This is a genomic window from Arcicella sp. BE140 (assembly GCF_031456255.1).
Taxonomy (GTDB): Bacteria; Bacteroidota; Bacteroidia; order Cytophagales; family Spirosomataceae; genus Arcicella; species Arcicella aquatica.
In genome coordinates this window covers 17,693-37,931 of sequence record NZ_JAVDUE010000023.1, presented here as the reverse complement: position 1 = coordinate 37,931, position 20,239 = coordinate 17,693, and the positions used below count along the sequence as shown (strand labels likewise).

Here is a 20,239-nt window from a genome sequence, read left to right as displayed (position 1 = left end):
GAATTAAACTGTTTTTAGGTAAAGACTTTATGAATGGGTTTCTATAATAGAAAATATAATCAGCCTCAAATATAGCCTAAAAAATTCAGATTAAACTTTCTGTCAGCCTGAATCCTATATGTTTTGCTATCAAACAAAGCTTTAACTGTTTGAAAATTTAGTTTTTTTAAGGAGTGGGTACAACAATACTGAGATTAGAATGATAAATGTTCCTGCATAGAAACCGACGGTCATTCGTTCTTTTTCGCCGAAGAATATATAAGCCAAAATAATTCCATAAACAGGCTCAAGGTTTAATGTAAGGTTAAACGTAAAGGCTGAAAATTTACGAATTAGCTCTACTCCTTCTGCAAAAGCATAAACTGTACAGACAAAAGCTAAGATACACAACCATAGCCAATCTAAGCCCTGCGGAATAAGGATAAAATCATTATCTGCTTGAATAAACAAATACAGAACAGGTATGAAAGTAATGAATGAGGCCCCGAGCATTTCATAAAATGTAATGATTTGAGGACTATGTTTTTTAGCAAACTGAGCATTAATGACAGAAAACAACGCACTTAAAAAGGCGGAGAATATTCCGACCAATAAGCCCATGATGTGGTCTACTTCAAACAAGAAAATTAAATATAAACCTACTATTACCATTAAACCTAGTCCTACTTCAATGACCCTGATTTTTCTTTTGTCCCATAAAGGTTCAAGTAAGCTTGTCCATAACGACCCCGTAGAAAAACCTGCAAGGCATATCGCTACTGTTGAGATTTTGGCTGCATAAAAAAATGTAAACCAATGTAACGCAATAATGCCCCCTGTAGCTAATAACTGCCAAGTAGCTTTTACAGAAATTTTAATAGGTACATTTTTAAGGTATAAATAAAGGAATAGGCCTGCGGAAGCCAGAAAAGTTCTAAAGAAAACAATACTTAAAGAATGGGCAGAAATTAAGGCTCCTAGAATAGCCGTAAACCCAGCAATGAGTACTACAAAATGAAGTTGGAAATAATCTTTTATGCTGTTTGTTTTCATGAAGCGGTTTGGTCTGTGTTAGCAATTAGCTGTATGTCAATTAGCAATGCCAAAATATTGATTTATCTGTTAGAAAAAGTGCCTGAATGATGGAAAACAAGATACTCCGCACTATCTAGGCACGGTATAGTATAAAATAAAACCAATCACCGTAAAAACGATATTAGGCAACCAAACGGCTAGTAGCGGAGGCATTCCTCCGGATTGAGCAATTCCCTTGCTCATCATAAAGAATAATATGTATAAAAATGCCAACATAAAGCCTAGGGCAATCTGAAAGCCTACACCACCTCTTGCTTTGCGAGCAGATACAATTACCCCGATTACACTCAGAATGATGACGGCAAAAGGATTGGCGAATCGTAAGTATTTTTCAATTAAGAAAATCTCAATACCATCTGCCCCGCGTGTTCTAATTTGATTAATGGTATCTTCTAATTCTGAGTTTGTTAGCGTTTCATGAATCTGATACTTGCTTTCAAAATCTTTGGGAAGTAAGTTAAGCGTGGTGTCTATTTTAGTACCATAAGTTAGCTTTTGTTTGCCATTAGGCAGAAAAGTCCTCACTCTATAATCGAAAATCGACCATTTTTTACGAGTAGAATCCCACGTAATATGGTCGGCTAATAATTTCATTTTTAATTCATGCCCATCTATTTTATCCAAAGAAAAACGATAGCCAGTTTGCGAACCTGTATCATAGCTTTCCATATAAGCATAATCTTGGGGACCAATTTTGATGTGCACATCTCTATCGCTATAATAGTATGAGCCTACTACATATTTTCGTTCAAAGGCAATACGCGTTTTATTGGCATTAGGAATTATCCACCCAACCATAAAGAAGGTTAGAATCCCTACAATAGACGAGGCTATAAAATAAGGTCTGATAAAACGGGTGAAGCTGACGCCCGTACTTAGAATAGCAATGATTTCTGTACGTGCTGCCAAGTTTGCCGTAAAAAAAACTGTAGCAATAAATACCATTAACGGACTAATATAATTAGCCCAATAGGGAATAAAGTTCAGGTAATAATCAAACAAAACAGCATGAACAGACGCTTTATTATCGATGAAGTTGTCAATTTTCTCGGTATAGTCAATCACCATAATAATAGAAACGATGATTAAAACCGCAAAAAAGTAAGTTTTAAGAAATTTTTTAATGATGTATAAATCAAGAATCTTCATTTTTTTTCAGGTAACAATAGCCTAAATTCCCGCTATTGAAATAGTAATATGCTACAAAGCTACGAATAAATAAATGTCTGTGGTTTGAAGAATCATTCTATAAGATTAAAAAATGTTAAAAGTTAATATTCTTCGTTATAGTAGAATAAGTAATTGTGTATGTCTAAACAAGATTACTCAGAATTATCGTTTTGCACATATTTCCGCTATGTTTTACCTATTATGTGTAAAAAAATACCCACTTTTATACAACATCTACAATTTTAGTATTGTTTTGTAGCGCAAATGTGGATTAAAAGGATAGTGACGTGCTTTTATACATATCCTACTAGTTTATCGTTCAGCAAAAGCCCCAATGATTTATCATTATTTTGTGATAATATTTATTTTTTCCCAGAGTTTATTAAAATTATTTGAGCTTGTTGCATTATCAATAATATAATAAATTATGATAATTTATGTACTTTTGTCTATCAATCGAATGGAATTCCTGAACTTAGTAGATATATTACTATTTTATTCAAAGTGCAAGCAGTTGATAATTTATCAAAACCATTTTATTGGCGAAGCAACTAAATTAAAACTTCATCATTATGATTTCTAAAAAAGCTAAATATGCTTTGAAAGCCCTAAAGGTTCTAGCTCGTGAATATGAAAAAGGGCCATTACTTATTTCAAATATTGCTGAATCAGAAAATATTCCCAAAAAATTTTTAGAAGCAATCCTTCTTGAATTACGCAATCATGGGCTTTTACAAAGCCAAAAAGGTAAAGGTGGCGGTTATTACTTAAGAATACCACCTGACCAAGTTTCTTTTGCTAAAATCATTCGTATCATTGACGGTCCTATTTCGCCAACGCTGTGTGTATCATTACATTTCTATGGCAAATGTGATGATTGCGGAGACGAAGAAAGTTGTTCATTGAGAAACGTTATGGAAAAATGGAGAGATGCCAATCTTGCTGTTTTAGAAGAAAATACATTAATGGACTTAGTAAAATAAAAAATAGCCCTAGCTGATGCTAGGGCTATTTTTTTGATTTATTCTTCCAAGTAGAAAGATTAATTATTACGCTATCTTAAAAAACCATATTTCAATGTTTTAGCCTCAAAAAACACTTCTTTCTAAGATTAGGAAGCATTTTTATTATTTTCGCATAATAAGTATTAAATAATTGTAATATTTTCAACCTATTAAATATTGTTATATTGAGAATTATTATTATTTTTACAACATAATTATTCACAATAACCACTATCTAGTAAAATGAAAAAGTTCAATCAATTCATGATTCTACAATGGCTAGTATTTTTGCCATTAATACTTCCTTTAAGCATTGTTTCAGGCATTCTTCATGGTGTTAAACACTCTATCAGCGACCTCGTAGAGCAGATATCAAGAGATGTTTCTCATCCTATTATTCATGAAGAAAATCCAGATTCTTTTGCTTAAAATCGTCTGGATCAAGTTCAAGAAACTCTTCCCAGAAAGCATTCGTTGGAACAGCAGCTTTACAGATAATCGGTTCTTTCTTTATCGGATGAACGAAATACACTCTTCTGGCATGTAAGTTAATACTTGCATCAGCATTGGGGCGGTCAAAACCATATTTTAAATCACCGCGAATAGGGCAACCCATTGAGGCTAACTGAACTCTGATTTGATGAGGGCGACCAGTAATGGGTTCTACCTCAATCAAGAAATGCTTGTTGATTTCGCCCAATACCTTATAATTAAGTTCTGCTTTTTGCGAGCCTTTCACTTCAGTTTCATGCGCCGTCACTACATTCTTAGCTTCGTCTTTTACAATCCAGTGAACCAACTTTCCTTTTGCTTCTTTAGGTTTACGCCTAACTATTGCCCAATAGGTTTTTTGAATATCTCTTTTTCTAAATAGCTCCATCATGCGTTCTAGTCCTTTAGACGTTCTGGCAAAAATAACCAAGCCACTAACAGGCCTATCTAGGCGATGAACAGGATGTAAAAATACATCCCCTGGTTTATTATATTCTTTTTTGATATATTCCTTAACGGCGTCCGTCAATGTTCTATCTCCTGTTGAATCTCCTTGCACTAAAATCCCAGCCCTCTTGTTGACAATAATAATATGATTGTCTTCATATACTACGTGAAAATCTTTCATTTTCTATTTTTGATTTTACGAGTTGAATTACTCTTTAAACTCGATTTTTGATTAATAACTCTCTTTTTGATTCGGAAAATCAACTGACTTTACATCCTGAATATACTGTGTAATTGCTTCATTCATAATTCCATCCAAGTCAGCATATCTTCTTAAGAATCTTGGTTTAAATTCCTTATTGATGCCAAGCATATCATGAATTACTAAGATTTGCCCATCTGCATCTGGGCCTGCTCCTATTCCTACAGTTGGTATGGTGATACTCTGAGATACTTTTTTAGTAAGACTTGAAGGTATTTTCTCAAGTACAACACCAAAAGCACCAATTTCGTCCAACATTTGTGCATCTTCTATCAATTTGTTGGCTTCTTGGTCTTCTTTTGCTCTTACATTATACGTTCCAAATTTATAAATTGATTGTGGCGTCAAGCCCAAATGCCCCATCACAGGAATACCTGCACTCAATACCCTAATAATCGACTCTTTGATTTCTGAACCACCTTCCATTTTTACGGCATGCCCACCTGACTCCTTCATGATTCTGATAGCCGAACGAAGTGCTTCAGAAGAATTTCCCTGATATGAACCAAAGGGGATATCAACAACAACCAATGCTCTTTTTACAGCCTTCACTACCGAAGTAGCATGATAAATCATTTGGTCGAGTGTAATAGGCAAAGTAGTTTCATGTCCAGCCATCACGTTCGATGCCGAGTCACCAACGAGGATTAAATCTACGCCTGCTGCATCAACAATACGAGCCATAGAATAGTCGTAAGCAGTAAGACAAGAGATTTTTTCACCTCTATTTTTCATTTCTTGCAAAATATGTGTAGTAATTCGTTTGATTTCGTTATTCACTGGCATGATTTTTTGAGCTTTTTTTTCGTTACACATAACATATAGGATAAATACATACTTTTAACCTGAATGATTTCTTTTTACATAAAAAATAAACCGATTTTCATTTCAAATTAAATAGGCATATTTACATATAGTCAGCGTAATATTAAATAATGTACAAATTTAAGATTTATTAGTATCTAAAATAGTTAAAATATATTTCGATATGCTTTTTTTCAAAATAAGTGCTTTTTTCAGAGAATATCACTAAATATTTACTAAAAAAGGGGTACTTTTACTTGATAAATCTTATATTCATTCTTATATTCATTTTATCTAATAAATCTATTTCAGTCCCTATCATTTATACTAAATCAAATCAAGTTATGAAACAGATTTTTTCAACAAGAAGTCTATTGCAAAACAAGTCTGCTCAGATTGGCCTGGGGTTATTGACGTGTTTAGCACTAAGCAATCCGTCATTTGCTCAAGACTCTAGTAAAAAACCGACGATTGTAAGTACAATCACAGACAATGGAATTACGACGACGACCTACTCAAATGGTCAAATCGTTAAAACGGTTGCAGACGGGTATTATTTAGATTCTGCTTTTTATAAAAATAGCAATGTCTTAAAAGCTACTCAAGGCAAACGTTACTGGAAACTTACTGACAGAGTAGGGGTGTCAATCCCTGTTGGAAACACAGTAAATGGCAAAGATATAACGATGTTCTTGAAACCGGGTGGTTCTAACTCGCTTTCTGTTACACGTCAATGGGGTATTATTGGTCTTGGTTTAACTGGAGGTTATCAGTTCTTTCAGGTTGGTGATGATTATAATGGTCCAGATGGTCGTATCTATAAAAACTACGATGCATTAGTATTATCTGGAAAAATCCCTGCTGGTATTACAAGAAATGATTTGAAATATGATAAAATTTCAAGCATGGAAGATTTTTATTTATTGATTGGACCATCATTGGACATTCCGGTTGGTAAAAAATTAAATGTGAATCTTGATGCTCGTGGTGGTTTGTTCAATACTTCTGCTCCTCGTTTTGGTGCTTATTTACAAGACGGGAATTTTGGTGCGCAGTCATTAATTTTTAGAATGAACTCTTCTGCTTCAAAAAATAAACTTGGCGGACTTGTTGCTTTAGATGTAACCTATAAAGTAGGTAAAACATGGGCATTAGGGCTTAACGCACAAGGTTTCATTACAGAAACTCCATTTACTACTGTAGGTCAAGACGTTTCTCAAGGATCTACTAAAACTTTAACCAAAGAGGATTTAAGCACACATGGAGGTTATACCTTCGGCCTTGCGTTATCACATACATTTGGTGAAGACAACGGCAAAACTGTTTATACTTTATTACCTCCTCCGCCAGCACCAATCGTGGTGTATGCTCCAACAATATTAGGAGAAAACGGAAAGATGTATGATTATAAATCTGCTGAAAAACCTGTATTCAAATGGAAAAGCAATTCTCCTAATCCAGATCAGGAAGAATATTTATTCAAACTTTACAAAGCTGACGGTTCAGATACGCCAATCTATCAGCAGACAACTAAAAACACTAGCTTAACATTGCCTGACAATGTTGCATTGGCTAATGGTGACGAAGGTGATTTCTATTACTACTCTGTACAGTCAGTAGTTCAGAACAAACACTTCTCAGAAGCAGATGCTGCTAGCTTTGGTTATAAAGCAAAACCTGTAGCTTCAATTACGCCAACTAAACCTACTACTGACCAGTATATGTTTAAGGTATTTGGAGGAACTACAGCACCAAGCTCTATGAAACCAAAAGTACGTCGTAAAGTAACGAAACCTGCTGTAGCTGTTGTTCCTAAGAAATTGGTACCTCGTAAAAAATCTACCAAGCCTGCTAGCAACTATGTTAACTACGAAAACGTAACAGAGAATCCTAAAGTAAAATGGCCTGATGATCTTCCATTACCGAAGAATCCATCAATCTATGAATACGAAGTTCAACGCTTGAATCCTGGTGATTGTAAGCCTGTTGGTCCAGTAGCAAAATATAGATTCTATATTGACCCTAAAAATCCTGATGATATCCGTATTCTTCCTGACAAACCGAAGAAAAAATAATTAGGATTTAAAATTAGATAAAATGAAAAAAGCATTCTGAATTCAATTCGGAATGCTTTTTTCGTTTGTATAAGGTTAACCTTATTTTTTTATTTTTCTCCTATTAATTAATCCATGCTGTTTTCTTGATAAGAAAAGTTTTTACTCTTTATTAAAAGCATAATCACTTCCCTAAAAATCAATATGAGTTGTTCAGCACACTTCATATCATTTTAATATACAGTTAGTTATCAATAAATCAGGATAGATTCACTTAGCGAATAAAGAAGTCAGGAAAGAAAAAGAGGATACTTGTAAGGAAGACTATAATCAGCAATGAATATCAATAAATGTAGTAGAGGATTTGTCCTTCGAAAAAAAGTTTATTTTTTTTTACTTATCACGCAACCTTTAAAAAAAGTGGCTTGTCTATATAAGTACAAATAATAAAGCAATTAGTGGTAACATAAACAACCCCTCCGACATGAATCAGAGGGGTTTCGTTTTTTATATTAGTCTGCTTTTTGTTCCATACGTTTACGCATACTTGGATCCAAGTAAATTTTACGCATACGAATCGACTTTGGTGTTACTTCTAGGTATTCATCCTTTTGGATGTATTCCATCGATTCTTCCAAAGAGAACTGGATTTTCGGAGCAATTTTAACGTTTGTGTCTGTACCAGAAGCACGCATGTTAGTCAATTGTTTCGCATTCTGAAGGTTTACTTCAATATCATTCTGACGGTTGTGTTCTCCAACTACCATACCTGCATAAACTTCTTCAGTAGGGTCGATAAAGAAAACACCTCTATCTTGTAATTTATCTACAGCATAAGGAGTAACAACACCAGAGTTCATAGAAATCAATGAACCGTTGATACGGCCAGGGATTGTTCCTTTGTAAGGCTCATAAGCTTTGAAACGGTGTGCCATGATAGCTTCACCGAAAGTAGCTGTCAATACTTTAGAACGCATACCAATCAAACCACGTGAAGGAATGTTGAATTCTAAGTGTTGTAAGTCACCTTTTGGTTCCATAATCAACAACTCACCTTTACCTTGCGTAGCTAATTCGATTACTTTACCAGCAGATTCGTCTGGAACGTCAACTACTAATGTTTCAATTGGTTCTAGACGCTCGCCATTTTCACCTTCTTTGAAAATTACTTGTGGTTGACCTACTTGTAATTCATAACCTTCACGACGCATCGTTTCAATTAATACAGACAAGTGAAGAATACCACGACCAAATACTAAGAATTTATCTTCAGAGTCAGTTGCAACAACTTTCAAGGCTAAGTTTTTCTCAGTTTCTTTGTATAAACGATCACGTAAGTGGCGAGACGTTACAAATTTACCTTCTTTACCAAAGAATGGAGAGTTATTGATGGTAAACAACATATTCATTGTTGGCTCATCAATCGAGATTCTTGGTAGTGCTTCAGGAGTTTCGTAGTCAGTAACAGTATCACCGATTTCAAAATCTTCGATACCCATCATTGCACAGATTTCACCAGCACTTACTTCCGATACTTTTACTCTTCCAAGTCCTTCAAATACTTGAAGTTCTTTGATTTTCATTCTTTTTACAGAACCATCTGCCTTCATCAAAGCTACTTGCATACCTTCTTTGAAAGTTCCACGGTGAACACGACCAATAGCGATACGACCAACGAATGAAGAATAATCTAAAGATGTAATCTGCATTTGTGGGATACCTTCGTTTTCTGGTGCTGGAGGAATCGTATCGATGATTACATCTAATAATTCAGTAATATCTTCAGTTTTACGTTTCCAGTCAGTACTCATCCAACCTTGTTTAGATGAACCATATAAAGTAGGGAAATCTAATTGGTCTTCTGTAGCACCTAAGTTGAACATCAAGTCAAATACTTGCTCGTGTACTTCGTCAGGGCGACAGTTTTCTTTATCTACTTTATTGATGATTACGATAGGTTTTAAACCTAAGTCGATAGCTTTACCTAATACAAAACGAGTTTGAGGCATTGGTCCTTCAAAAGCATCCACCAAAAGGCAAACACCATCAGCCAATTTCAATACTCTTTCTACTTCACCTCCAAAGTCAGAGTGACCCGGAGTATCAATAATATTAATTTTTACGCCTTTGTAGCGAACAGATACGTTTTTAGAAACGATAGTGATACCACGTTCACGCTCCAAATCGTTGTTGTCAAGAATTAAATCTCCAAACTCTTGGTTATCACGAAATAACTTTGAAGCATGGATGATTTTATCAACAAGGGTAGTTTTACCGTGGTCAACGTGAGCAATGATGGCAATGTTACGAATACTTTGCATGATTTCAATTTGAAAATTTGAAACGGGCTCGCCCGTGCGATGAATTAATTTGAAAATGAAATTGTAAGAATTATACTCTTCAAACTATCTGATTTCCAAATTTACATTTAAGGGTGCAAAGGTAATGATATTATCTTAGAAAAATGCTATTAGCTTGAAAAAATAACAAAGAAATAAATTGAAGCGCCAGATTTGTCATAAAAGAGTTAAATGATTGTAAATCAATGGCTAGAACTAGATTTGGAAATATTAATTTGAAGGATTTAATATAAATTATAAAAGAAAAAATAGCAATAATACAATTTATCAAAATACGTGCTTTAGTTAAGTCCTATTTAATATTCAGGGGCACTTTCAGTTCTATTAATGTTCCTTTAGATGGTTGTGTCAAGATTTGCAGACTCCCGTTCATGGCAAGGGCTCTTTCTTTCATATTATTTAACCCATTTCCCTGTTTGATATTTACTTCTTCAAAGCCAATTCCATTGTCTTTTACAATCACAGTAAAATATTCTTCGTTAAAATAAATAGCAATTTCAACATGAGTAGCCTGTGCATATTTGACACTATTATTAACGGCTTCCTTAAAAACAAGGTATATATTATATTGCTTTAAAGGAGAAAACTGAATCTTACTTAAATCTGCTACATTAAAACTATAATCAACATTTTTGGGCTCTAACATTTCAGCCGTGAACTCTTTCATTTTTACGATTACACTATCCAGACTTTCCTCTGTTTGTTTTGTCGTCCAGACAATATCACTTAGCGACCGTTGTACTTTTTGTGAGCTCTCACTAATTCTATGAACCAAATCTTTTACAGAACTAGGATTTCTATCAATCTGATTTTCAACAACCTGACTCAAGATTCCAATACTACTTAAGGTAGAACCAATGTCATCGTGCAAATCACGTGCTATTCTATTTCTCATTTGATCATTGGCTTTCAATTGGGTAATTACCTCCGCCTGAAATTGTTCTTTTTCCTTCCTGTCTTTGTTGATTCTATAGGCCAAAGCAAACGATAGAAGCACTACTTCTAGCGCCGACCCTACCTGTAGGGCATTCCTTGTAAAGTTATCGCTAGGCAAAATATTTGAAAGCTGCATGATAAATATCAAAGCACTTATTAACATAATAGACCATGCGCTTAAAAAGAAGAGTGCTTCTTCTGAGCCCTTCATCCATACGTAGGTGGCAATTACCAACACATAAATCACTGCTAAAAAAGCAATTGAATTTAATAATATAATGCTAGTAGTACCTAAACCCAACCAATGCCCAACTAGAAAGAGTAAAATGAGTATGATTAAAACACGAGAAATTTTGTTGGAAATGGGTAAATAACGCTGCACATTCAGAAAACTATTCGCAAATAATAGACTGAATATGATACCCATTGAAATAAAAATGGGTGTAAAACGATTAAACCAAACAGCATTTGGCCATATAAATTCGTGCGAAATCCCTTTGTTATACGCAAAAAAACACGCAAATGAGGAAACGTAAATAACATAATAGAGGTACACCTTGGTACGAACTGTACAAAAAATAAAGAAATTGAAGATTGCCATTACTATCATAATGCCCAAGTAAATCCCTTGCATTAAATCTTTAGGGTGATTATCTTCAAAATAGACTTTGAGCGGAGCAACCCGCATTGGGAATAATAAAGGCAAGGATGTCTGGAAACGTATATAATAAGTACAGGTTTCGCCAGCAGGGAGGTTTAAATCAAATAAATAGAAGTTGGTTTTTAAATCTCTCTCTGCAACAGGCACATAAGTGCCCGATTTTTTCAAGGTTACTTTTTTGTGGGAGTCTATTTTATAAAAAATAATACTATCAATAGTTGCCTCGGCTATCTCTAAGAATAGGTTTTGTGATGTTTTATTATGCAAAGTTACCCTTGCCCAAATGACAGAAGAAGTAATTCCAAAATTGGGATTTGTTTGTAAACTCCGAGTAAAATATGCATCAATATCACGTCGCTTACTTACGTCATCAAAAGTCAATGACGCAGTCTTATCTTCAAAGATTTCAATTTCTCTACCAATGATTCGGGCCTCGTTAGGGTTATCAATAACGACCTGACGTTGAGAAAATGCTCCAAAGAAAAACAGTTGTGTAAATAAGAAGATTAGACAAAAACCTTTTACCTCTTTCATAATAATAGTTGTGCCAGCTTTCACCAATGTGCGTAGTAAAAGAAAGCAATGAATGTTTTTCAATAAACCCAAGGTTTTATGAATACCTTGCTTATTGACGTTATTAACTTACAAAAAACCTGTGCCTAATCTAGTCTCTTTTGGTATTTTCTCAATACAAAATATGTTAACGGTACAAAAAATGAAAAAAACTTCAAATATGCTTTCCCTAAATATATATCAGGCTCTACTTCCACTAGATAATCACGGAGTAATCTTACAGGTGAAAATCTCGCATTTGCTTGATGATGACCATAATTAATTAGCAGTGTTTTGGATGACCCATCTTCCGAAACATGATAATATCCATCGGTATTATTTGTCATTAAAGCTTTAAGGTGTGGTTCATCAAGTCCGTTTTGCTGAGCTTTTAAATTATAGCCAATGATGGCGTCTCCTTCAACATGTGTGGTAAATACTTTGAAGAATTTTCTAATACCCAAAACCTTTGTTAATACACCAATATTAACTCCCATAAATTCCCAGCCAACCAAATCGGAAGTTATGGGCTGTTTGCCTTTTTCAAAAATAGTTTTTAATTGATTTTGACTAAGAAAGTAATACTTTCTGTAGATGTTTTCCATGTTAAATGTAGGTTTTGGAGATATATGACAATTTAGAGATACATTAGAGGTAATCTAATAACTCAAAATTACAAATATTATGATATTTCTGAGCAAAAAACGTATAATACAACAAAACCACTAGACACATGATGTATCTAGTGGTTTTGATATTAATACTGAAGAAATTAAAGGGAATTGAGCCTTATTTGAAAATACGTACTTGCTAATAAAGCAATTTTTTGAAAATCTGGTACTCTGATTCTCTCATTCTGAATTTTGGAGGCAGGACAAAGCTTTATTTTATCAAAAAGCCTCAGATAATACCTATATGCCAGATATACTCCTGATTTTGCCCCTTTAGGCAATGCAAGGATTCCTTGCAGACCAGCATCAAAGTCTGCTTGAATATCATCTTCAATCGTTTTTTTGTCCTCTAAAGTAAAATTCCTGAAATCTACGTTCGGAAAATACGTCCTTCCTCTTTCTTGAAAATCTGACTTAATATCTCTTAAAAAATTAACTTTCTGAAAAGCAGAGCCTAATCGTCTTGCATCGTTTTTCAGTACATCATACATCGCAGTATCGCCCTCACAAAAAACCCTTAGACACATCAGACCCACTACTTCAGCCGAACCATAAATATATTCCTTATATCCTTCCTGATTATAGTCGGCAAAATATAAATCCATTTCCATCGAATGTAAAAAAGCTTCAATCAACTCATGGTCAATTTTATATTGATTCACAATCAATTGAAAAGAGTGCAACACAGGATTGAGGCTAATCCCTTCTTTAATACACACATACGTTTCAGCTTTAAAACGGCTCAATAATGTTTTTTTATCGAAACCCTCAAAGGTATCTACGATTTCATCAGCATAACGAACAAAGCCATAAATTGCATAAATGGGTAAATGAAAACGTTTATCTAAAGTTTTTATACCTAAAGTAAAAGACGTGCTATAATGTTCTGTAATGAGCTTACTACATCCGAGGGTTGTCTTTGTATATAAATCCATGTGGTTCATTAACTGGTAGTTGATTTTATTTGCTGAGTTTGTACTAAACTTTGAATGCCTTACTTACTTCTTCAGCCACTACTATGCCCGAAATCAATGATGGTGGTACACCAGGCCCTGGTACCGTTAATTGTCCTGTATAAAATAAATTTTTTACTTTTTTGCTTTTCAAAGATGGCTTTAAAAGTGCTGTTTGCATCAACGTATTTGCCAAACCGTAGGCATTACCTTTAAAAGCATGATAATCAGCTTTAAAGTCGTTGTGAGCATAACTTCTTTTGAAAACCACTGAATCGCGAATAGCAACACCACAATATTTCTCTAGCCGTTCCATGATAATATGATAATATTGCTCGCGGGTTTCGTCGGTATCTATTAAATCTGGTGCTACAGGTATCAACAAAAATATATTTTCACAACCTTCAGGAGCAACACTATCATCTGTTTTTGAAGGAGCAGAAACATAAAATAATGGCTTTGATGGCCATTGTGGTGCTGTATAAATCTCATGGGCATGCACCTTGAAATCTTCGTCAAAAAATAAATTATGATGTAATAATTTAGGAATCTTTTTATTAACCCCTAGATAAAATAAAAGCGACGAAGGAGACATCACTCTGGAATTCCAATAATCTTCATCATAATTTTGGTATTCGTCTTCTAGTAATTTATCCTCCACATGATGATAGTCTGAACTGGCTACTACTACGTCAGCTATAAATTCACCTTGATTAGTGATTACTTTTTTTACAGCACCTTTTATTACCTCTATTTTCTGAACCTCATGATTTAAATGCAATGTCACCCCCTTCTCCTTTGCCAAGGCAACCATTCCTTCTACGATTTTGAACATACCCCCCATCGGATACCAAGTTCCCAATTTCATTTCTGCATAGTTCATTAAACTATACATCGCTGGAGTGTTTTCGGGAGTAGCCCCTAAAAACAAAATAGGGAATTCCATTAATTTCAAGATTCTCTCGTCTTTAAAAAACTTGCGAATATGCGAGGCAAAAGATTGAAATACATCTAAGCGAACTACATCATATAGTAATTTCAAGCTCAAAAATTCTGTAATACTCACAGAAGGCTTCCATACAAATTGATTCATTCCTACATCATATTTGTATTCAGCTTGACGCAAAAATTCTTTAAATTTCTCTTTACTTCCCGCTTCCATTCCTTCAAACAAATTGCCTAATTCATCAAGGCTTGCTGGTAGCTCTACCGTATCATTCCCGGCAAAAATCACTGCGTATGAAGGATCTAGGCGAACTAAATCGTAATAGTCAGCTGGTTTTTTATTAAACTTAGCAAAGTAATTATCGAAAACATCAGGCATCCAGTACCAGCTTGGTCCCATATCAAAAGTAAAGCCTTCTGCCTCAAAAACCCTTGCTCTTCCTCCCGCAATACTATTTTTTTCCAAAATAGTAACCTCATATCCTTTATCTGCTAAACTTGTTGCAGCTGATAATCCTGAAAATCCTGACCCTATTACTATTACTTTCATTGAACAATGTTCCCGAAGGAGATTTATACATTTCCTTATTAGCTTCTAACAAAGATAAACTTGTTTTGTTTGATTGATTTATAATTAATGTCTTTTTAAGACAATCAGCATAACAAAAAAGTCGAACTACTGCTCGACCTTTTGTGAGATTCTTCTGTTAACCAAAAAACTATAGATTATGGTTTTGCTGACTGGCAGTAACCATAATATTAACTAATTGATAAGAGTTCATGGTAATGATGAAGCGTAACTCAAACAATCAACTAATACGAGTACATATGTAATCTATCTTTCAACTCTTTACGAGCTATGTGAATTCTATTCTTAACTGTTCCGATTGGAATATTTAATTTCTCTGCAATTTCATGATATTTAAACCCTCTGAAATACATGATAAAAGGAGTTTTATAAGACTCCTCTAGGGTTGATATAGCACTGTTAATATCATTCATAGCAAAACTACTAATAGCTAAATTGTCAGTGCTACTTTCTATTGAATTGATATAATGAAGGTTATCTGAAGTATCTATGAAAGTATTCTTCCTAATCATCCTTTGATAATTAGTGATGAACGTATTTTTCATAATAGTATACAACCAAGCCTTTAGGTTAGTACCCTCAGTATATTTATCACGATTGGTGAAGGCTTTTAATAAAGTATCTTGAAGTAAATCATTGGCTTCTTCATAGTCTCTTGTAAGTTTCATAGCGAAGGGCTTTAATGACTTTGATACTTTTCCAATATGATATGTAAATTCTAATGCCGTCATAGCTTCAATCTTGTTGATGTTTTGTTTAACAAATATATGAATTATATAAACAAAAAAACAAATGTTTTTTGAATTAATTTTATACAAAACGATAGCTGTTAGTTTAATTTAATTAATTTAACCTACAAAACACCCCTAAACGGCCAATAAAGCGATATAACCATACATTTAATACTGTTTAATTTAATTTTAAATTAATTAAACAAAATCAACTTTCTAGGTACATTAAATAATTCGTTGGTATGTATATCTTTTCGTTAAATGATAAGCTGCAATAAATTTCAATGCAATATTGTTGCAAATATTAGAAATCCATTGCCAAAATATCAGTAAATTGCATGCTCAATCTTCATCATCGTTCATGAAAAGCATATATATTATACTTACGATATTTATCTTAAATGGGATTTCGACAATCGCACAATCTCAAAATTGTTTTTGCACACTTCAGGGAGTAGTCCATGAAAAAGATATTCACCAAGTAGTGCCTGGTGCGGTTATTTATATAAAAGGCACCAACATCTCAACTTTTACAGATGCCAAGGGAGTATATTCGTTTAAAAATCTGTGCCAAGGGAATTATGTATTAATCTGTCAAGCGGTAGGCTTCCAGAAAGTGGAAGTACCTGTCAATCTCACTGCTGAACACCACGAAGATTTTTCTTTAGAAGATAAAGATGAGCATTTGCAGGAAGTAGTAGTAAGTGGCAAAAAAGTACAGGATGTTACACAATCAAAAGGTATCTTGGAAGGACAAGCCTTAGACCAAACCCGTGGACAAAGTCTAGGTGAATCCCTCAAGGGCATTACTGGCGTAACTACCCTGCAAACGGGAAGCTCTATTTCCAAACCTATCATTCATGGAATGCATTCAAACAGGGTGTTGATTTTAAATAATGGCATTCGTCAAGAAGGACAACAATGGGGTAGTGAACATGCCCCTGAGATTGACCCATTTGTGGCCAAAAAATTAACCGTTATCAAAGGAGCCGCTGGCGTTCGCTACGGCTCGGATGCTATTGCAGGCGTTATCATGGTAGAACCCGCCCCTCTACCCGATTCTGTTAATATTCATGGTGAAATCAATACGGCTGGTTTTTCAAATGGACGCATGGGTGTGATTTCTGGTATTGCAGAAGGTGGCTTGGCTCAACTGAAAGGTTTCTCATGGCGTGTGCAAGGCACTTACAAACGCGGAGGTGATTTGAAAACTGCCAATTATTATATGGCGAATACCGGAGTACAAGAAAGGAATTTTTCCGTAGCGCTTGGCTACAACAAAATACATTATGGTAGCGAGCTATTTTTTAGTTATTTCGATACTCAGTTGGGTATTTTTGCAGGTTCACACATTGGTAACACAACAGACTTACAGAACGCTATCAATAACCCCCAACCTAACGAAGCTTATACGCCGACTTCACCAAGTTATAACATCAATCGCCCTAACCAAGACTTAGCCCATCATTTATTAAAGCTAAAGAGCTTTGCTATTGCTGAAAATTTGGGGAAATGGACACTTACACTGGCTCGTCAATATGACTGGCGTTTAGAGTATGACGTTCCGAGAGGAAACAGAAATCTAAATACCTTAAATTTTAAGCTTACGACGTATACAGGTGAGTTATTACTCGACCATAAACCGCTTTTCAATAAAATTGCAGGTTCTGTGGGTATCAGCGGAATGTATCATGAAAATCTTTCCTCCTCTTATGAATTGAAAAAGCCGTTGGTGAATACCGTACTCATTCCTAATTATCAAGTAAGTACCGTAGGAATATTTTTGATAGAACGTTATTTGAAAAATCGTTGGGAATTTGAAACTGGTTTTCGCTATGACCTCAGAAATGCTGAGGCTTATGGACTTACTTTCAACAATCAAGCTTATAACAATTCATTTAGTTTTAATAACTTCTCAGCTACTGCTGGTACTACTTATACGCTGAATAATGAATGGGATTTTAAATTCAATGCAGCGCTTGCTTGGCGAGCACCCAATATGAATGAATTATTTTCTGATGGTATTCACCACGGAGCGGCAGCTTATGAGAAAGGCAATATTAATCTACAACCCGAAGTAGCGCATAATTTAAGTTTCTCTGCCAATTATACAAGTGAAAAATTTAGTTTGGAATTTAGTCCTTACTTGAATTTTATTGATGATTTTATTTATCTAAAACCTCGTTCTGAAAATGGCGTATTGCAAACTGTGCTTACTGTACGAGGTGCTTTCCCTGCCTTTGACTATACTCAAGTAAACGCTCGCTTTGCAGGAATTGACCTCTCTGCCAATTATTTGATTACTGAGAAAATATCAATTACCGAGAAATATTCGATGGTAAGAGCCAAGGACGTTTTGAATAATCAATACATGGTAAACATTCCTTCCGACCGTCTGGAAAGCACTTTAAAGTACGACTTTAAAAAGCATGGAGCCTTTATCAGTATCAGTAATTCATTAGTAGCCAAACAAACCAGAGTAGAAGCAAATAGCGATTTTCTACCTCCTCCACCTGCCTATAGTCTTTGGAAAGCAGATGCAGGCTTCACTATCAAAAAAGTAAGTATTGGGCTAAGTGTAAGCAACGCCTTTAATTTAGCCTATCGAGAATACCTCAATCGTTTTAGGTACTTTACGGATGATATGGGGAGGAATGTTTCGGTTAGGGTTAAGTATGGGTTTTAGGAATAATACGATTTATGTTTAAATAGACAAGAGGAGAAAAAAGATAATTTGAATATTGTTGAAAGAATACAAAAAGAGTAACTTTGGATAGAATCACAATGTAAATGGAATTAGATAATATTAAACTATATCGTATGACGCATATTGAGAATATACCTCATATACTCAATCATGGCATCACTCATAGGAATTCATTTAATGCGAATCCGAATTTTATTACTATTGGTGATTTAAGCTTAATTGATACAAGAAGTACGAAGCAAGTAAATGTGGATAATGGAGATTTTTCAAATCCAATTTGTAACACTATTATTTTGGGTGATTTCATTCCATTTTATTTTGGAGTAAAAATGCCAATGTTATACGTAGTACAAAATGGTGGAAATTTTGTAGAAAAGGCAACTCACCCTGAAGACATTGTCTATCTTGTATGTTCATTAAATATGATAGTCAATTTGGAAATAGAATATTACTTTAGTGATGGTCATGCGACGGATAAATTTACTTCTTTTTATGATAAAAGTAAAATTCAAGAGTTAGCCAATATAATTGATTGGGACTCTATAAAAGCTAATTATTGGGGAGGACAAGAAAACTTAAATACAAAGCGAAACAAGCAAGCAGAGTTTTTGGTATCAGGCAATTTATCACCCGAACTAATAATTGGATTCGGTTGCTACAACGACAAAGCCTATCAAAAATTAATTGATTTGGGGATTGAAAATGAAAAAATAAAAATTATCCCAAAGGCTTATTTTTAAAATGAAGGAATTATGATAAAGTACATCACTGGAAATATTTTAGAAAGTAAAGCACAATCTTTAATCAATACCGTAAACACAGATGGTGTTATGGGTAAGGGAATTGCTTTGCAATTTAAAAAAGCCTATCCAAATAATTTCAAAGCCTACGCTGAGGCTTGCAAAAAAGAAGAAATAGGTATTGGTAAATTATTTGTATCAAAGGATAGCAATATAAGTTCGGGTGAAAAAATAATAATCAATTTTCCTACTAAACAAAGCTGGCGAAAACCATCAGAATATAGCTTTATTGAACTGGGACTAAACGATTTGGTTAAGGTTATTGAAACGAATCAAATTAAAAGCATTGCAATTCCCCCACTTGGTGCAGGAAACGGAGGGTTGGAATGGGAGAAAGTAAAGAGAATAATTGAACAAAAACTCAATCATTTGGAAACCGACATTTTTGTTTACGAACCAACTGCTGAAATTATAGAATATCTAAAACAAGAAAGGGTTAAACTAACCGATGCTAGAGCATTGTTGCTTTACGTATTATATGATTTAGTAAAGAATGGTGAATATGTATCTGAATTCGCTAGTGAAAAAGTATGCTATTTTTTACAAAGGTTTGGAGCTAAAAAATATTTTAAACTTCAATTTGAACCTAATTTTTACGGTCCCTATTCTGGAAAAGTAAGATTTGTCCTAAATGCCCTGAATGGTAGTTACATTATGGGTTATAGCGATATGAGCAAGAAACCATTTGAACCATTAACATTAGTAGCTGATGGTTATGAAGCTGTAAAAAATCAAATTGAAAGTAATAGTGAACTTTTTGAGATTGCTGAAAAGACAACAACTTTTTTGAATGGTTTTTATTCAGACTTTTCGTTAGAATTACTTTCAAGTATCGACTACATAACTACTGTTAACAATACATTGAACAAACAAGTAGTTATTCATAAATTAGGTGAGTGGAGCGATAGAAAGCAAAGCTTGTTTTCTAATCCAAAATATATAGAATTATCAATTAATCATATCCAAAATGCAGGTTTTGTTTAATTAGTATTTTGTATTTTACTGAGTTTTATTTTAGGACAATACC

At 34.3% G+C, this 20,239-nt stretch carries 16 protein-coding genes; 6 read left to right on the top strand and 10 right to left on the bottom strand.

The features are described from left to right. Nucleotides 1-141: 141 nt before the first annotated feature. Both J2Y60_RS23075 and J2Y60_RS23070 read right to left on the bottom strand, forming a co-directional pair. A complete protein-coding gene (locus J2Y60_RS23075) occupies nt 142-1,032 on the bottom strand; it encodes a DMT family transporter (protein ID WP_309924176.1) in 891 nt (296 codons plus the stop codon). 111 nt (nt 1,033-1,143) lie between these two features. Next, entirely contained in the window at nt 1,144-2,223 is a 1,080-nt protein-coding gene (locus tag J2Y60_RS23070; RefSeq protein WP_309924174.1) for an LptF/LptG family permease, read from the bottom strand. Nucleotides 2,224-2,816: 593 nt separating this feature from the next. Between J2Y60_RS23070 and J2Y60_RS23065 the strand changes: the two genes are divergently transcribed. Then, nucleotides 2,817-3,227 carry an Rrf2 family transcriptional regulator gene (locus tag J2Y60_RS23065; RefSeq protein WP_309924172.1) on the top strand — a complete coding sequence of 137 codons (411 nt, stop codon included), beginning with the start codon at nt 2,817-2,819 and terminating at the stop codon, nt 3,225-3,227. A gap of 264 nt (nt 3,228-3,491) precedes the next feature. Continuing rightward, nucleotides 3,492-3,677: a hypothetical protein gene (locus J2Y60_RS23060; RefSeq protein WP_309924170.1), complete on the top strand. Its 186-nt coding sequence runs from the start codon at nt 3,492-3,494 to the stop codon at nt 3,675-3,677. On the opposite strand, the gene J2Y60_RS23055 is transcribed toward J2Y60_RS23060, so the two are convergent. After that, complete coding sequence (locus tag J2Y60_RS23055) at nt 3,643-4,368, bottom strand: RluA family pseudouridine synthase (protein ID WP_309924168.1); 726 nt, start codon at nt 4,366-4,368, stop codon at nt 3,643-3,645. The two genes, J2Y60_RS23060 and J2Y60_RS23055, sit on opposite strands and share 35 nt — an antisense overlap. A gap of 51 nt (nt 4,369-4,419) precedes the next feature. Continuing rightward, nucleotides 4,420-5,235 carry a 3-methyl-2-oxobutanoate hydroxymethyltransferase gene (panB, locus tag J2Y60_RS23050; protein WP_309924261.1) on the bottom strand — a complete coding sequence of 272 codons (816 nt, stop codon included), beginning with the start codon at nt 5,233-5,235 and terminating at the stop codon, nt 4,420-4,422. A 362-nt stretch (nt 5,236-5,597) separates the two neighbouring features. Here panB and J2Y60_RS23045 point away from each other — a divergent pair, with 362 nt between their 5' ends. Further along, entirely contained in the window at nt 5,598-7,328 is a 1,731-nt protein-coding gene (locus J2Y60_RS23045) for a hypothetical protein (RefSeq protein WP_309924166.1), read from the top strand. A gap of 491 nt (nt 7,329-7,819) precedes the next feature. On the opposite strand, the gene typA is transcribed toward J2Y60_RS23045, so the two are convergent. The 6 genes from typA to J2Y60_RS23015 all read right to left on the bottom strand — a co-directional run bounded on the left by typA (nt 7,820) and on the right by J2Y60_RS23015 (nt 15,705). Next, entirely contained in the window at nt 7,820-9,628 is a 1,809-nt protein-coding gene (gene typA, locus J2Y60_RS23040) for a translational GTPase TypA (RefSeq protein WP_309924164.1), read from the bottom strand. A gap of 331 nt (nt 9,629-9,959) precedes the next feature. Then, entirely contained in the window at nt 9,960-11,798 is a 1,839-nt protein-coding gene (locus J2Y60_RS23035) for a 7TM diverse intracellular signaling domain-containing protein (protein WP_309924162.1), read from the bottom strand. Nucleotides 11,799-11,923: 125 nt separating this feature from the next. Beyond that, nucleotides 11,924-12,421: a hypothetical protein gene (locus J2Y60_RS23030; protein WP_309924159.1), complete on the bottom strand. Its 498-nt coding sequence runs from the start codon at nt 12,419-12,421 to the stop codon at nt 11,924-11,926. A gap of 167 nt (nt 12,422-12,588) precedes the next feature. Next, complete coding sequence (locus J2Y60_RS23025) at nt 12,589-13,431, bottom strand: phytoene/squalene synthase family protein (RefSeq protein WP_309924157.1); 843 nt, start codon at nt 13,429-13,431, stop codon at nt 12,589-12,591. 34 nt (nt 13,432-13,465) lie between these two features. Further along, nucleotides 13,466-14,935, bottom strand: coding sequence for a phytoene desaturase family protein (locus tag J2Y60_RS23020; RefSeq protein ID WP_309924155.1), 1,470 nt, complete (start codon nt 14,933-14,935; stop codon nt 13,466-13,468). 263 nt (nt 14,936-15,198) lie between these two features. Further along, on the bottom strand, nt 15,199-15,705 hold the full coding sequence (locus J2Y60_RS23015; protein WP_309924153.1) for an RNA polymerase sigma factor: 507 nt from the start codon (nt 15,703-15,705) through the stop codon (nt 15,199-15,201). A gap of 361 nt (nt 15,706-16,066) precedes the next feature. Here J2Y60_RS23015 and J2Y60_RS23010 point away from each other — a divergent pair, with 361 nt between their 5' ends. The 3 genes from J2Y60_RS23010 to J2Y60_RS23000 all read left to right on the top strand — a co-directional run bounded on the left by J2Y60_RS23010 (nt 16,067) and on the right by J2Y60_RS23000 (nt 20,196). Then, a complete protein-coding gene (locus J2Y60_RS23010; protein ID WP_309924151.1) occupies nt 16,067-18,391 on the top strand; it encodes a TonB-dependent receptor domain-containing protein in 2,325 nt (774 codons plus the stop codon). 104 nt (nt 18,392-18,495) lie between these two features. Further along, on the top strand, nt 18,496-19,152 hold the full coding sequence (locus J2Y60_RS23005) for a DUF4433 domain-containing protein (protein ID WP_309924148.1): 657 nt from the start codon (nt 18,496-18,498) through the stop codon (nt 19,150-19,152). 12 nt (nt 19,153-19,164) lie between these two features. Continuing rightward, a complete protein-coding gene (locus tag J2Y60_RS23000) occupies nt 19,165-20,196 on the top strand; it encodes a macro domain-containing protein (protein WP_309924146.1) in 1,032 nt (343 codons plus the stop codon). Nucleotides 20,197-20,239: the final 43 nt, after the last annotated feature.

What these genes read in the sequence shown, in the direction of transcription:
- J2Y60_RS23075 (WP_309924176.1), bottom strand. Translation starts at nt 1,032, where the DNA reads ATGAAAACAAACAGCATAAAAGATTATTTCCAACTTCATTTTGTAGTA.
- J2Y60_RS23035 (WP_309924162.1), bottom strand. Translation starts at nt 11,798, where the DNA reads ATGAAAGAGGTAAAAGGTTTTTGTCTAATCTTCTTATTTACACAACTG.
- J2Y60_RS23025 (WP_309924157.1), bottom strand. Translation starts at nt 13,431, where the DNA reads ATGAACCACATGGATTTATATACAAAGACAACCCTCGGATGTAGTAAG.
- J2Y60_RS23060 (WP_309924170.1), top strand. Translation starts at nt 3,492, where the DNA reads ATGAAAAAGTTCAATCAATTCATGATTCTACAATGGCTAGTATTTTTG.
- J2Y60_RS23000 (WP_309924146.1), top strand. Translation starts at nt 19,165, where the DNA reads ATGATAAAGTACATCACTGGAAATATTTTAGAAAGTAAAGCACAATCT.
- typA (WP_309924164.1), bottom strand. Translation starts at nt 9,628, where the DNA reads ATGCAAAGTATTCGTAACATTGCCATCATTGCTCACGTTGACCACGGT.
- J2Y60_RS23055 (WP_309924168.1), bottom strand. Translation starts at nt 4,368, where the DNA reads ATGAAAGATTTTCACGTAGTATATGAAGACAATCATATTATTATTGTC.
- J2Y60_RS23030 (WP_309924159.1), bottom strand. Translation starts at nt 12,421, where the DNA reads ATGGAAAACATCTACAGAAAGTATTACTTTCTTAGTCAAAATCAATTA.
- J2Y60_RS23045 (WP_309924166.1), top strand. Translation starts at nt 5,598, where the DNA reads ATGAAACAGATTTTTTCAACAAGAAGTCTATTGCAAAACAAGTCTGCT.
- panB (WP_309924261.1), bottom strand. Translation starts at nt 5,235, where the DNA reads ATGCCAGTGAATAACGAAATCAAACGAATTACTACACATATTTTGCAA.
- J2Y60_RS23065 (WP_309924172.1), top strand. Translation starts at nt 2,817, where the DNA reads ATGATTTCTAAAAAAGCTAAATATGCTTTGAAAGCCCTAAAGGTTCTA.
- J2Y60_RS23020 (WP_309924155.1), bottom strand. Translation starts at nt 14,935, where the DNA reads ATGAAAGTAATAGTAATAGGGTCAGGATTTTCAGGATTATCAGCTGCA.
- J2Y60_RS23005 (WP_309924148.1), top strand. Translation starts at nt 18,496, where the DNA reads ATGGAATTAGATAATATTAAACTATATCGTATGACGCATATTGAGAAT.
- J2Y60_RS23010 (WP_309924151.1), top strand. Translation starts at nt 16,067, where the DNA reads ATGAAAAGCATATATATTATACTTACGATATTTATCTTAAATGGGATT.
- J2Y60_RS23015 (WP_309924153.1), bottom strand. Translation starts at nt 15,705, where the DNA reads ATGACGGCATTAGAATTTACATATCATATTGGAAAAGTATCAAAGTCA.
- J2Y60_RS23070 (WP_309924174.1), bottom strand. Translation starts at nt 2,223, where the DNA reads ATGAAGATTCTTGATTTATACATCATTAAAAAATTTCTTAAAACTTAC.